General features: G+C 46.2%; 5 protein-coding genes. All 5 read left to right on the forward strand.

Annotated elements, in window-relative coordinates; all coding sequences use genetic code 11:
* Position 1 precedes the first annotated feature (1 nt).
* The 5 genes from BLQ87_RS00030 (at position 2) to BLQ87_RS00050 (ending at position 15294) form a co-directional block, all read left to right on the forward strand.
* Positions 2–3604 carry a tail fiber domain-containing protein gene (locus BLQ87_RS00030; RefSeq protein WP_083361616.1) on the forward strand — a complete coding sequence of 1201 codons (3603 nt, stop codon included), beginning with the start codon at positions 2–4 and terminating at the stop codon, positions 3602–3604.
* A 56-nt stretch (positions 3605–3660) separates the two neighbouring features.
* Complete coding sequence (locus BLQ87_RS00035) at positions 3661–12072, forward strand: hypothetical protein (RefSeq protein ID WP_074603878.1); 8412 nt, start codon at positions 3661–3663, stop codon at positions 12070–12072.
* Between the two features lie 62 nt (positions 12073–12134).
* Positions 12135–13568 (forward strand): redoxin domain-containing protein, encoded by a 1434-nt coding sequence (locus tag BLQ87_RS00040; RefSeq protein WP_143010285.1) that lies wholly within the window; start codon positions 12135–12137, stop codon positions 13566–13568.
* A gap of 38 nt (positions 13569–13606) precedes the next feature.
* Positions 13607–14368 (forward strand): T9SS type B sorting domain-containing protein, encoded by a 762-nt coding sequence (locus tag BLQ87_RS00045; RefSeq protein ID WP_074603879.1) that lies wholly within the window; start codon positions 13607–13609, stop codon positions 14366–14368.
* Positions 14369–14388: 20 nt separating this feature from the next.
* Complete coding sequence (locus tag BLQ87_RS00050; protein WP_074603880.1) at positions 14389–15294, forward strand: PorP/SprF family type IX secretion system membrane protein; 906 nt, start codon at positions 14389–14391, stop codon at positions 15292–15294.
* Positions 15295–15320 lie beyond the last annotated feature (26 nt).

Raw genomic sequence — 15320 nt, forward strand, 5'->3', positions numbered from 1 at the left:
TATGAAATCATATAAAATTTGTGTCCTCGTTTTATTTTTAATGGTTTTGGCCTTCCGTGGTCAGTCGCAAACGATAAATCAGTTTAATGGTCAGTTTACGATCCTGTTTATCAATACCGGGACGGAGCCAAATGTCTATTACATCAATGGATCATTCGCTGATGCAGCCAATATGTTCAGTGCCGATCAGGTGCGTAAGGGAGATCAGATCATTGACAAAAGCGGAAATACATTTGAAATTCTGGAAGTAAGTATTGATGGTTCAAATATCAATACCACATCCAAAGCCTTTGATGCGATTCCTCCCGGAATAGGTTTAGGTCTGATTTACAGACCCAGTCAGCGGGGCTTTCCTCTGACCACAATTAACACACCTGCAGCGGCATTGACCAGTGCTTCAAATACGGCAATTCTGGCCATTAATACGGCAATCCCGAATTATACTGTTGGTGATGCATTGCCAACTTCTTCCGGGACCGTAGGTGACATTATCTTTAATTCAGGAGACAAATTATTATATCAGCTGACAGCCGATGGCTGGAAAAGTATTTCAATGGGAAGCATCCGGACGGATTATGCAAATCCCCCAAGCTCTGCAGACCCGGGAACGAAAGGCGATATTTTTATGTCCTATTGGGATAGTAAGTATTACGTTTTTGACGGGACTTCCTGGGCAGAACCATCCACATTATCTTCACTTCCTGTTTCCTCCAAATATGGAGATGTCTTCTTTGTGAAAGGAGAAATGAAACTGTACATGATGGCTGCAGATAATAAATGGAAAGTCATCAGCAGTTCCTCAATTCCGGGAGGCCCGGGAACGGAATTGCCTACGCAATCCAAGCCAGGAGATATGTTTTTTAATACAGACCTCAATATTCTGTATGTCTATGATAAAAACGGGAAATGGGTAGAAGTATCCACCAACGGTTCTACGCCTTCTGCGCCGACAAGTCCTGATCCCGGATCAGCAGCGATACGCGAAGGTTCTTTATTCTACAATACCTCTGATCACAAGTTGTATGTTTTTAATGGAACAACATGGACACCTCTGGATAATTCACTGAAAACGGGACAGATTTATGTGGGTAACAATTCAAATGTTGCCACTTCAGTACCCTTATCCGGAGATGCTAAAATCACTACGACAGGGAAGTTAACGATTCAGCCTGCAGCAATAAACGACGAAAAACTAGATAAATTAAATATCCCGATCAGTGGATTTGCGAATCCGTTAGACGACGTCGCCATGGGAGATGGGGTAGGTAATAATTTTAAAATCACCAATCTGAAAGCGCCTTCTTTTGGAGCAGATGCGGCCAATAAAGATTACGTCGATGCTCAGCTTAAAAATCCAACGCTTTTGGCCTTACCTAATAACAATCTATTTGTAGGTAATACCTCTGGCAAAGCCGAAGCAATTCACAAAAGTCTGATCCCGATCTCTGGTTTTGACAAAGCACTTGCGAATGTCTCCATGGGAACAGGTACTCCAGGTTCTAATTTTAAGATTACCAACCTCGCAGATCCTACTGCCGCTCAGGATGCCGCAACCAGAAACTATGTAGATACTAAAGTGATGCTTCCGGCAAACCTGAACCTCCCAAAAGGAGAGGTGTATGTTGGGGGGGATGCAAGTACGGCTGTAGCAGTGAAAAAGAACACCATTCCACTGAGTGAGTTTGGAGAAGCAAAAGCGCTGATCTCTATGGGGACTTTCAAAATAACAAACCTTGCAGATCCGACCGATGCCCAGGATGCGGTGACTAAGAATTACCTCGATCGTAAAGTCATCGGTTCGGGAAGCATCAGTTTAACAACAGGAAACCTCTTTGTCGGCGATTTGAATGGTAAAGCAGCGGATGTTTTAAAAAATGCCATTCCTTTAAGTGGTTTTGGTGCCGCACAGGCAGATATTGCGCTCGGAGGTTTTAAGATTACCTCACTGCTTAATCCTACAGAAGATCAGGAAGCGGCAACCAAGAAATATGTCGATGATCTTTTCAAAACACCGGCAACGCTATTGTCCCTTCCTTCAGCACACCTGTTTCTGGGAGATGTAAATGGAAAAGCCATCGCCACTCCAAAAAAGAATGTTCCTTTAAGTGGTTTTGCCAAAGCAGCGGAAAACATTGCAATGGGGGATGAGACCACTCAGTTTAACATCAATTTTCTAAAAGATCCCATCCTGCCTCAGGATGCAGCCACCATGGCTTATGTAGACAGAAAGGTCGCCAATCCCAGTTCATTAGCATTGGCGACGGATCATGTTTTGGTTGGAAATGCAGAAAATAAAGCAGATGCGGTAGCGAAAAGCGCGATTCCACTGAGTGATTTTGGCAGCCCGAAAGCGGACGTTTCTTTTGGTAACGGGACAACCGGATTTAAGATCACTAACCTTGCAGATCCAAGTGATGCGCAGGATGCGGCGACTAAAAAATATGTAGATTCAAAATCTTCCTCTTCAAAACCTTTGGTAAGCCCAACTGCGCCGACTAATCCGGTTGCCGGAGATAGTTATTACAATAGCACGGATAACCGTCAGTATGTTTACAACGATAAAGACTGGGTGCCGGTCGACAATAAACTTGCCGATGGACATTTGTACGTTGGGAGTCCCGATGGTATTGCCATATCTACGCCTAAAAATGTAATTCCGTTGAGTGGTTTTGGTTCTGCTCAGGGCGATGTATCTATGGGGAACTTTAAGATCACCAACCTCGTTGATCCGGTTAATGCGCAGGAAGCGGCGACGAAGAAATATGTGGATTCAAAAACAACAAAGACTCCGGTTGGGCCAACTGCGCCGGCTAATCCGGTTGCGGGAGATACCTATTACAATACTGCTGATAACCGTCTTTATGTATACAATGGAACCGAATGGGTTCCGGTAGATAACAAGCTTGCCGAAGGCAACCTGTTTGTGGGAAATGCACAGGGTATCGCTACGCCAACACCTAAAGGGGAGGTATCCCTGACCGGATTTGCTGCACCTACTGCAGACCTTTCTTTGGCGGGTAAAAAGATCACCAACCTTGGAATCCCTGTGGGAGATCAGGATGCAGTTAACAAAAAATATGTAGACGATGGTTTAACCTCAGCCAGTGCTGCAGGAAAAGATAACCTTGGAAATCACCTCGCCACGCAAAATCTAAAGCTCTCTGTAAATTCCATCAGTAATGATGGCGCTACCGGAAAGGGATTAAGCTTTGATGCTCCCGGAAATGCCAGTTTAGGACAAGACCTGACCATCAACGGAAACCTCTTTACGCCTTCAGACAGAAGGTTAAAAGACCATATCGAAACACTGGGCAATGTATTAACAAAGATCGGTCAGATCAGAGGAGTAAGCTTTGAATACAAAAACAAACACAAATATGTGAGTGGTGCCAAGATTGGGGTCATTGCCCAGGAATTACAAAAAGTATATCCTGAAATGGTGACTCAGGGGAAAGATGGCTTTTTGAAAGTCGACTATACCCAGCTTACCGGAATGCTGATTCAGGCAGTAAAAGAACAACAAAAGGAAATTGAAGCATTGAAAGTTCGCATGGACCGTCAGCAGGAGCAGATCAATAGCATTCTTGAAAAAATGAATAAATAGGAGTACAGGTTATTTTGAAGGCACAGGGGCATCTTGTTAAAATTATATTTTTTCTTTTGTTCACCGGAATTGGTGCTGCTTCCGCACAGGATTACTTTAGGGTAATCGGCGGGGTTCCACACCTTCCGGCAGTGGATCCATCGACGATTTCTGTAGCCACACCGGGAATGATGATTTATAGCCTTTCCGATAAACAACCACTGGTTTATAATGGCAGCTCCTGGGAAACACTTTGCAGCAGTAACATCAATACCGATGTTGTTAAAGATTACCTGGAGGTAAAAACAGGAATCCCTTATTTGTCTGCTTTAGCGACGGAGCCTGCGGGTGATGTTCCCGGAGGAGGTATCTTTTATTCCAAATCAGAAAAGACCATCATGGTTCATGATGGGAGCAGATGGACTCCGGTGGCGCAGCTGAATGCAAAAGCGAGCTTTAAAACGAATGATAATTTCTCGACGCATAGCGAACTGAAAATTTCCAGATTGCCCGTTCTTCCAGCTAATCCGATTCCTTTAGGCTTATCGGCGGGTGCAATTTATATCAATAGTGTTTCCAATGCCATTCGTTATTATGATGGTATAAAATGGATAGAACTGAGTTGTCTGCCAGTCATTGCAACTGTTCTTCCGAATCAGATTAACAATACTTCTGCAAGATCCGGAGTAGACATTCAGGCGAATGGCGGATCAGCGGTTACCCTTCAGGGGATTTGCTGGAGTACCAGCAGGAACCCGGATACCAGCCTGACTACAAAAACTAAAAACCTGGTCTTTGGTAAAGATACCGGGATATTTCCGGGTGTATTATCAGGACTTCAGGCGAGTACCGTTTATCATGTTCGCGCTTATGCTGTTAATAGTTCCGGGATCGTTTACGGGGAAGAGCTGACTTTCAAAACAGCTATTGCCGCTATACCTTCGATCATTACCATAGATATCAGTCATTTTACACCCATCAGCGCCAATAGTGGCGGAATCATCAATGATGATGGCGGGGCACCGATTACGGCCCGTGGAATTATCTGGAGCGCAACCGGCGATCCGGTGAATGACCCTGCTGCGGTGATTTCTTCTGATGGCTCGGGAGTGGGTTCCTTTCCAAGCAAGCTGACCGACCTGTTGAGGAATACCAAATATTATGTCCGCGCGTATGCGGTCAATGTGGGGGGAACAGGTTATGGTAATCTTCTGGAGTTTACCACGCCGAGCGCAACAGCACCGGTATTGAGTTCACCAAATATCCGGATTACAGACATTACAGAAGTCTCCGCAATAAGTGAAGTGACCATCATCAACAATGGTGGGGAAGTGGTCACGGAACGAGGGATGAGCTGGAGTACAGATCGGGTGAATATTAACTATGGACCTTCTTCTACCGTTAATCCTACAGACATTGGTAAGTTTGTCTGCAACATGACCGGGTTGATTCCAGGAACATTGTATTATGTGAGGGCTTATGCGAAGAATAGCATTGGCACGAGCTTCAGCAGCGAGTCCAGTTTTATCACCACTTCCTTACCCACATTAAGCACCGTTAAGCCTTTCAATTACGATGCGGCCAGTCATGAGAATGGCTATTTTGAAGGATATAACGGAACAATTGCCTATAGTGGCGGTGACATTACCAGCAACGGGGTTTCCCCGGTAACCATAAAAGGGATTTGCTGGACGACCTCTGCAACGGAGCAACCCACTACCGCTTTAACAACAAAAACAGTACACCCGGTGATCGGAAGCGGAACAGGACTTTTTTATAGTTACCTGACTTCCTTAAATCCGGGTACCCCTTATTATGTGAGGGCTTATGCCATTAATAGTTTGGGAACTTCTTATGGAGATACATATCATTTTACTACCCCTGAAAAACCAAGTCTAACCACCACTCCGGGAACTTTAATCAGTAGCTCTACGGTAAGTGCCGGAGGGAATATCAGTGCCGATGGAAGAATGCCGGTCCATACCAGAGGGGTATGCTGGAGCACGAATAATAACCCTTCTTTGGAGGGTGATTTTACGAGCAATGGAAATGGGAGCGGGAACTTTATCAGCAATATTAAAGGGCTGATGGGGAACACAACTTATTTTATCAGAGCTTATGCGACCAATAATGTTGGGACCAGTTATGGCGAGGTACTGGAGTTTGAAACTGCGCCTCCGGTAAAACCAGTAGTGACGACTACTAAAATTAGTGCGACTGCCGGGGCAAGTACCATTGGCGGTGGTGACGTAAAAGAAAACGGAGGTGCAGCAGTTACTTTAAAAGGGTTACTCTGGAGTCTGGTGCCCAATTTTACGCCTGACCTTAACAGTGCAGATAAGACGGAACTGGCAGGAGGAGATGGACAGTTTAACAGCACCATAACCGGACTGGCACCCAATAAAATTTATTATGTTAGGGCCTATGCAATCAATAGTGCAGGTGTGTCTTTTGGAGCGGAAGAATCCTTTCATTCTTATACCATCCCTTCCCTGATTACGAGTCCTGTGAGCAATATCACCAGTACCAATGGCGTCGGTGGCGGTGATATCTTCAACGATGGTGGTGATCCGGTGAGGACTAGTGGAATTGTCTGGAGTACATCGGTTAATCCCACAACAGATCTGGGGACAAAAACGATAAGCGGTACAGGGATCGGGAATTTTATCCATAACCTGAACGAGCTGATGGGAAATACGACTTATTATGTTCGTGCCTATGCCAGCAATTCGGCTGGAACAGCCTACGGAAATGAAGTCAGTTTTAAAACTGGTCCGGCGGTTTCACCTACGATAACTACGTTAGAAGCTACTCAGGTTTCAGGCAATAGTGCCATGAGTGGAGGGCGCCTGATCAGCAATGGCGGTGCTTTAATTACCTCAAACGGAATGGTCTGGAACATCCTTTCCGGCTTCCAGCCCGATACCGAAACAAAAAACAGGACTTTGCAAAATGATCCAAAATCCTTTACTACAGAAATTACGGGGCTAACACCCGGAACAATTTATTATGCCCGGGCTTATGCAGGAAATCCAGCTGGTTTGGTGTATGGTAATGAAGTTGTTTTTAAAACAGCAACCCTCGCTACCATCACTACGCTTAAACCGATTGCCGCATCCGTCACGAGTACCTCTGCCACCAGTGGAGGAAGCATACTAAACAACGGCGGATCTTACATCAGAAACAATGGCATCTGCTGGAGCACCAGAGAAAATCCAACAATGGAGGATGAAAAGGTCATCGCAGGTTCTGGCACCGGAAGTTTTACAGCAGAGCTGACAGACCTGTTGGGTTCCACTACTTATTATGTACGCGCCTTTGCTACCAATTTCGCCGGTGTAGCCTATGGAAATCAGGAAGTCCTGTTCACCAAACCAGCTGTACCGGCAACGGTGATCACTACGAGATTGAATGGCATTACCGGGAAATCGGCAGAGGCGGGAGGAAATATCACGAGTAATGGCGGCGGTCTGGTCACAACGAGAGGGGTGCTTTGGAGCATTTATCCTGATTTTAACCCGGATACAGTGGTCAACAATAAAACCGCAGAGACCGGTTATGTGAAAGGTGTTTTTACCAGCCAGGTCAGAAAACTGAGCCCCGGTACCACTTATTATGTACGTGCCTATGCGGTTACCGCTGCGGGAATTGCCTATGGTGAGGTGGTCAATTTTACAACCCCAAGAATGCCGGAAGTCAATACGAACCCGCCGAAGTTAGTCGGCAATACCTCGGTCGTAATGGGAGGAACCGTGCTCAATTCAGAGGGTTCAAACGTCACTGCCAGAGGGGTATTCTGGAGCACCAGAGAGAACTTTATACCGGATACCCTATCCGCAGACCGAACTTATAATGGTGGCGGATTGGGGAGTTTTGACAGTAAGCTGCAAGACCTGAAACCGGATACTAAATATTTTGTAAGGGCTTATGCCATCAGCATTGCCGGCATCTCCTATGGAGAACAGGTGAGCTTTACAACGTTCCCGCCAACAGTGCCTGTGTTAACTACGGTTAAGGCAATTGCGATCAGCGGAACAGGAGCCGTTAGTGGTGGAAATATTGAAGATGAAGGTGGTGTTGTTGCAGATACCCGTGGTGTGGTCTGGAGCACGCAACCTAATTTTGATCCGCTGACTACAGGCAGTCGTAAAACTACCCATACGGGTTCCGGAAAAGGCGTTTTTAACAGCAACATTACCGGATTAAACCTGGGAACCACTTATTATATTCGTGCTTATGCAGCTAACAGGGTAGGCACCGGCTATGGCGATGAACTGAGTTTTACCACGCATCGCCTGCCTTCGCTCAGCACCATAGGCATTTCTGCAAATGCTGCAAACAAAGCAATGAGTGGGGGAACAATCAGTTTTGATGGAGGGACACCGATCATTGCGCAGGGCGTTTGCTGGAGCCTGAATCCGAATCCAACCGTAGGTTTAACTACCAAAACGATTGATGCCGGAACAGGTGTGTTTACGAGTTTGATGAACAATTTAAAGCCGGTAACGACCTACTATGTGCGGGCCTATGCAATCAACAGCATTGGCGTTGCTTATGGAGATGAAATCAGTTTCGTCACTGCGCCTGTGCTTCCGCTCCTGACCACCACTGATCCTGTAATTACTTCCAATACGACGGTCAGCAGTGGTGGAACGATCAGTTTTGATGGTGGTGGAGCGGTAACTGCACGCGGAATTGTATGGAGTGAAGACAAGAATTTTAAGCCGGAAACGGTGATCACGAACAGGACTACAGACGGACAGGGAATCGGTGGTTTCATCAGTGAGATGAGCGGCCTGGTAAAGAGCATCAGCTATTATGTACGTGCCTATGCAACAAACAGTGTAGGGACCGCCTATGGAGATCAGTTCCATGTGTCTATATTTGCCACCTCGCCATTGCTGAATACGAATGTGGTTACGGCGATTACCGGTACCACAGCTACCAGTGGAGGAGAGATTACCAGTGACGGAGGTGCAGTGGTCTTCAAACGTGGAATCTGCTGGGGAACGGAACAAAATCCGACCATTGCATTGCCTGGAAAAACCAGTAATGAAGATTTAGGAAATGTCACTTTTGTAGGTCAGATGAGCGGATTATTACCCAATACGCTCTATTATGTGAGGGCCTATGCCATCAACGGAATCGGAGTAGCTTATGGTCTGGAAGAATCTTTCCTGACCCTTGCGGTACCGACTTTAACGGCTACTACTCCGGTAACCAATATCAGGGCAACAACAGCAACGAGCGGTGGAACGATTACCGACGACGGACGGACACCAATACTGAGCCGCGGTATTGTATGGAGTTTATACAGCAATCCAACCACGGCACTCAGCACTAAAACGACAGATAATATCAGTTCAGGAATCGGCACATTTACCGCCGAACTTACCGGACTGGAACCGAATAAAACCTATTACGTGAGGGCTTACGCCGTAAACAGTGTAGGTACCAATTATGGCAGCGAGACAACGCTCAAAACAAATGTCGTGATGCTGCCGACCCTGAGTACAAATGCGATTACAGATGCAGATGGCTTATCCGCAAAAAGTGGTGGAAACATCAGCGATGATGGTGGAATGCCGGTAACGGCAAGAGGACTGGTTTGGAATACCATTCCGGTACCAACCGTTGCTTTACCTACAAAAATTGTAAACGGCAAAGGTGGAACAGGACTGTTTGAAGATTATTTCTCTGGTTTAATTCCCGGAACGACTTATTATGTCCGCGCTTATGCAACGAATAGCCTGGGGACTGCTTATGGTAATGAAATTACTTTCGTTACTCCGGCAGTGGTTCCAAGACTGAGCAATGTGGTCATCTCCAATATCAATAGAAATAATGCAGATGGTACCGCAAGCCTGTTAATCGATGGGGGTGCTGCGGTGACAGATCTTGGACTGATCTGGAACACAGCTGATGTCATCCCAACACCTGCTACGGCAGACAACAGTTTATCTGTCGGGGCTTCGGGAACTTCGATTTCCGGAACATTGACTGGGTTATTACCAGCCACGAAATATTATGTATGGGCTTATGGAACCAATCCGGTTGGCACAGGATACAGCAGTAAATCTGTTGCTTTCAGTACACCTGACCTGGCTACGGTGATTACCACTAAACCCAGCTTAATCGCACAAAGTACGGCACGTTCCGGAGGGATGATCTCTACTGATGGTGGCAATCCGATAACGGCAAAAGGGGTTTGCTGGAGCATGACCGAAAACCCGGCTATTGGCATTGGTAATTTCACAACCGACGGCACAGGGACTGCTGCTTTTGCTAGTTCCATGACCGCGTTGCAAAAAGGAACAGTATACTATGTGAGGGCTTATGCGACCAATGGAATGGGAACCGCTTATGGAAACCAGGAAAGCTTTACCACACTTGACGTTCCTGCGTTGAGTACCAATTCCGCTACGGAAATTACGAGTATTTCGGGTTTAAGTGGTGGAGAAATTACTGCCGATGGTGGGGCAGACGTAACGGTAAAAGGAGTAGTATGGGATACCAAAGAGTTGCCAACTATCGCATTGACCACCAAAACCAGTATTCCTGGGAAATTACCGAATCCATTTACCAGTAAGATGAGCCCATTGGCCATCGCTACAAAATATTATTTCCGTGCCTATGCGACCAATAGTGTCGGTACGGCTTATGGAAATCAACAAGTAATGAATACCAGTGCAGTACTTCCGGTAGTGACCATTGCAAAGTTGTCGAATATGACCACAAGCAGCGCGGTGTCTACAGCGGAAGTAACCTCTGACGGGGGAGCCATGGTGACCGCAAAAGGTTTTGTCTGGAATACGACTGGAAACCCGACCATAGGAGATGGGCAGCTGATCCTGGAAGGAACAGGAATGGGGATTTTTAACCATACCATTTCCGGGCTGACTGAAGGTCCGATCTATTACATCAGGGCCTATGCGACCAATGGAGTTGGAACAGTTTACAGCTCGGAGGTGACCAGTTTTAAAATCTGCCCGAGTACTTTTACGATTAACCATTATGCCGGATATAATGGTGCTGCGGTGACTAAAACTGTTACCTATAATGTGGTCAGCTCAAATGCTTCCGGAGAAGCCAGGTGCTGGATTACCCAGAATCTGGGCGCAGACCGGCCGGCAAGTTCTGTTAGCGATGCGACCGAAGCTTCAGCAGGTTGGTATTGGCAGTTTAACAGGCTGCAAGGATATAAAGTAGAAGGAACGGTTCGTACTCCGGGAACAACCTGGAATACGGTTATCACGGAAAATGAGAGCTGGTCGGCAGAAAATGATCCATGTAACCAACTGCTGGGCGGGGGATGGAGAATACCAACTTCAACGGAGTGGGCAAAGGCTTTTGGCGCGCCGCAAAACTGGACTTCGCCAACAGCAGTCTACGCCTCGGACTTAAAAATTCATGCCGCAGGAAACCTGACCGGTAGTGGAGGATTAACGGCCAGAGGAAGTGGTCACGGGTATTGGACCGCGACCACACATCCGGGAAATAGTGGTTGGGGATGGTATTTACTCAGTGGAAGTTCAATTCAGTATGCCGCTAAGTATACGGCTTATCCAGTCCGTTGCCTCAGCAAAGAGCAGGTAAAAAGAGCGCCTTCAGTAGGTAATGTCAATGTTCCGCCTGCAGCTATCAATGCGACGAGTACGGAAGCTGCTGCTTTCGTTGCCCTTGATGGTGGTGCTCCGGTTACTGCTAGAGGTTTTGTCTGGAATACTACAGGGAATCCAACACTTTCAGATCAGGTATTGAACATTGGATCTGGTCTTGGTGATTTTAATGGTGTCTTAACCGGTCTTTCAGAAGGAGTGACTTATTACATTCGCGCTTTTGCCAGCAATACTGAGGGAACGAATTACAGTGCCGTTACTTACAGTTTTAAAGTTTGTGTTCCGGTAACTGTGGTTCATAAGGCAGGTGTTAAAGGTGCTCCGGTAGATAAAACCGTGACCTATCAGACTGCTTCTGCCAATTTTTCCGGAGCAATGAAATGCTGGATTACTCAAAATCTGGGTGCCGACCAACAGGCAACGGCCGTAAACGATGCAACCGAAGCTTCGGCAGGATGGAACTGGCAGTTTAACCGACTGCAAGGGTATAAGCATGATGGGGTAACACGTACACCAACAACGGGTTGGCAGGCAGATATCTATGAAAGTTCAGATTGGCTGCCGGCAAATGATCCATGTACACAGCTTCTTGGAGCCGGATGGAGAATTCCTACCGCAACAGAGTGGAGGAAAGCCATCGCTGCACCGCAGAGCTGGACTGGCCCGGTTGATATTTATAACTCTGTCTTGAAGATGCATGCTGCAGGGCATTATACCAGTGCGGTATTAAGCAATAGGGGAAGTTCTCATGGTTACTGGACGAGCAGTCAGAATCCGAACATTTCATGGGGATGGTATTTGATTAACGGGAACAATGTGGCTTATGCAGCTAAACTCAGTGCATATAGTATCCGTTGCTTAAAAGATTAAGCGGGACCGCAATGAAAATAATTAAGGATAGAACGATAGAAATAAAAAAATAGAATTTAGAAATGATCAGTAAGCCATTTAAAAATATAGTATTTACCAATGCAATTTTGGGACTGATGACTTTTGGGGTGCAGGCTCAGGAGCTGACCTTGAAAATACACCTGTCCGGAGTTGCAAGAAGTAAGATCAGTCTGCTGTCCCTGGCTGGAGCCTCCATCAAAACCGTAGTCGAAAATCCGGGCATCAACAACGGAGAGACTGCCGTGCTGAGCATTCCAAAAGACCAGTTACCGGGAGAGTTCGTATTGCGGTTCGATTACCAGGAGAAGAAGGACAGCAACCCTTATCCTTCCGAGAAACAGATTTTTGTAAATAGCCAGAATCTGGAGCTTTGGGCACGTCCGAAAGCCCTGAACATTCCCGACAGCACTTACTTCCAAAAAGGCGAAATAGAAAATGCAGCGTTTGCCGGTTTTGCCACCGACAATGCAAAAAAGAGACAACCACTGGGCCTGCTGCAGAATTTCATGATGAACTATGATCAGCCGGAATCAAAGTTCTTTTTATTGGGAACAGAAGAATATGAAAGCAGACGGACCAGCTATAATAAATGGATAGAAACACAAATTCTAAAGTACAAAAATACGTTTGTGGGCAGCAGCTTCGTGTTTCAGAACATTGCCCCGATTCTGTGGAAAGGAACAGAGACCGATCGCATGAACAGTGTGATTGCCCATTATTTCGATGGGATGGACTTTAAAAATCCCATGGTCATCAGGACGACAGAAATGAAGGAATGGATGAATAAATACGTCAACATTTATGGCGCAATGTCTACCACAGTAGCCCTTCGGGATTCCCTGTTTACCCTTGCCGGAAAACGGGCGATTGAAAAAGCACGTACCGGTCATCCTTTAGTGTATGGCTGGATGGTCGATTATTTCTATAACGGATTTGAGAGTTTCAACATGGCTGCCGGGATAAAAATGCTGGAGCCTTACCTGAATGATCCGCTTTGTATGACGAGCAAAAGAAAAGCCATTGAACAAAGACTGAAAGGAATGGAGACTTTGGTGACCGGTGCTGTTGCGCCTGATTTTAACTGGAAGCTGGGCTCGGGAAAGACCGTTGCTTTTCATGATTTTAAGACCGAAGCCAAATATAAACTCGTGCTGTTCTGGTCTGCCGACTGCCAGCATTGTAAAGAGCTGATGGAAAAATTACACCCCTGGTATCAGGAAGCTTCAAGGGTAGAAATGATGGACGTTTTTGCCATTAGCCTGGATGAAACAGAAACCGAAATTCCGGCCTGGGAAAAGGCAAAGCTGAAGCTTCCTGCATTTAAACATAAAAGGGCAGATCAGGGAATCCGGAGCCCGGAAGCGGCGGCTTACTTTGTGCTCTCTACGCCGACAATGGTGCTGGTGGATGCAAAAACAAATAAGATTATGTCCATGCCGGAGACGGTTGAGCAGCTGGAATCAGCCATGAAATAAGTCAGTTTAAAAAGATAAAATATTAAAAAACAGCAGAAATGAAGAAAATAATAGCCTCCCTTTCCCTCGGCCTCCTCTTGTTTGGCGCCACGGAGCTGCAAGCGCAGTTAAGGATCAATTCAGAAGGCCTTTTTATTCAAGGTGGAACGGTTTTCAGCACCGATGGTTTGACACTCGTTCCTGCGAACAACTGGGTGTTGAACAACCTGAGCGTAAACAAACAGCAGACGGTGGTTATCTTTCCTAAGTTCAACAGCATTCAGCGGATGTACCGGTTCAGCAGACCGGCGGTATTCCAGGGAGAGCTGGCCATGAGCTATGAGGACATCGAGCTGAATGGAAATGAAGCGAAGAACCTGTTGCTTGCCTATTCAAAAATGACGAGCAGCACGGCAAAAGATTTCATGCTCGTCAAAGAAAGCGTGGTGAATCCTGAGCAGCTGTTTATCGGTCAGCTGTTTCCAAATGCCATTACTTTTGCCGACCTGACCGCGGTTAGTCTGGAATCTTCAGTGATCAGCCCTTATGTGGACCTGGTGGCGAACAACATGATCACGCCCAATGGGGATGGGGTAAACGATACCTGGGTGGTTAAAAATATAAAACTCTATCCCAATAATGAATTGAAGATTTTCGACAGAGAGGGCAGGGTGGTCTTCAGTATGTTCGGCTATGACAACTCCTGGGATGGGATGTTTAACGGCAACCCTTTAAAGGAAGATACTTACTATTATATCCTGACCATCGATTCCGGAAAATCCAGAAAAACGGGATTTATCTCCATCGTAAAAGACAAATAATCAGCTAAAAAGAATTGATAATGACAAAGATAACAGAGCAAAAAAAATTGCTTACCGGCTTTTTAATAATGAGCCTGCTTACTATGACCATCTCCTTAAAGGCACAGATCAGGCCAATGGGAAACCAGTATTACGAAAACCAATACCTCAGCAATCCGGCATTTGCAGGAATCAACGAGGGACTGAACATCAATATCGGATACCGCAATCAATGGAGGTCCATTCCAGGCTCTCCGGTAACGATGGTGGCAACTGCGGATTACCAGTATGATAAAGTAGGTGTAGGGCTGTCTGTCTATAACGATAAGGCCGGTCTGATCGGGCGGACGCGTGTGATGGGAACTTATGCTTATCACCTGCCACTGAATGGCGACAGCAGGAACCTGCATTTTGGGATTTCCCTGGGCGTGATGAAAGAACGCCTGGATATGCAGAACATTATCGCTACCCCTGATGATATGCCTGCAGAGCGCTTTAACCAGCGCAAGGCTTTTGTAGATGGAGATTTTGGGATTGCTTATACCGATCAGCGCTTCACCCTGCAGGCGGCATTGCCCAACTTAAAGAAATTCCTGCAAAAGGACGATCAGAATTCCGTAGATGGATCTACTTACTTTATGGCGGTTTCCTACAAAATAGGAACGGCACTGGATGTGGTGTCCATAGAACCAAAGATCAGCTTCAGAGGTGCGAAAGACATTGATAACATTTGGGACCTGGGAACGAACCTGAAACTGGAAAACAACATTCTTTCTTTTATGGGCATGTACCATAGCGATAAGAGCAGCACTTTTGGCATCGGCCTCAGCTATGATAAGTTCCTGATCCAGGGCCTTTATACGAGTCAGCTTGCCGGAGAACGCCAGCGGACAGGAGCTGATTTTGAGCTCAATTTAAAGATCAATCTGTTCAATAAACAGAAATAAGAATGTCCTGATAAATTAACAATAGC

Origin of the sequence: Pedobacter steynii, assembly GCF_900103665.1 — a bacterium.
GTDB classification, from domain to species: Bacteria; Bacteroidota; Bacteroidia; order Sphingobacteriales; family Sphingobacteriaceae; genus Pedobacter; species Pedobacter steynii.

Coding starts and splice junctions, on each gene's coding strand:
- BLQ87_RS00030 (WP_083361616.1), top strand. CDS start 2: ATGAAATCATATAAAATTTGTGTCCTCGTTTTATTTTTAATGGTTTTG.
- BLQ87_RS00040 (WP_143010285.1), top strand. CDS start 12,135: ATGATCAGTAAGCCATTTAAAAATATAGTATTTACCAATGCAATTTTG.
- BLQ87_RS00045 (WP_074603879.1), top strand. CDS start 13,607: ATGAAGAAAATAATAGCCTCCCTTTCCCTCGGCCTCCTCTTGTTTGGC.
- BLQ87_RS00050 (WP_074603880.1), top strand. CDS start 14,389: ATGACAAAGATAACAGAGCAAAAAAAATTGCTTACCGGCTTTTTAATA.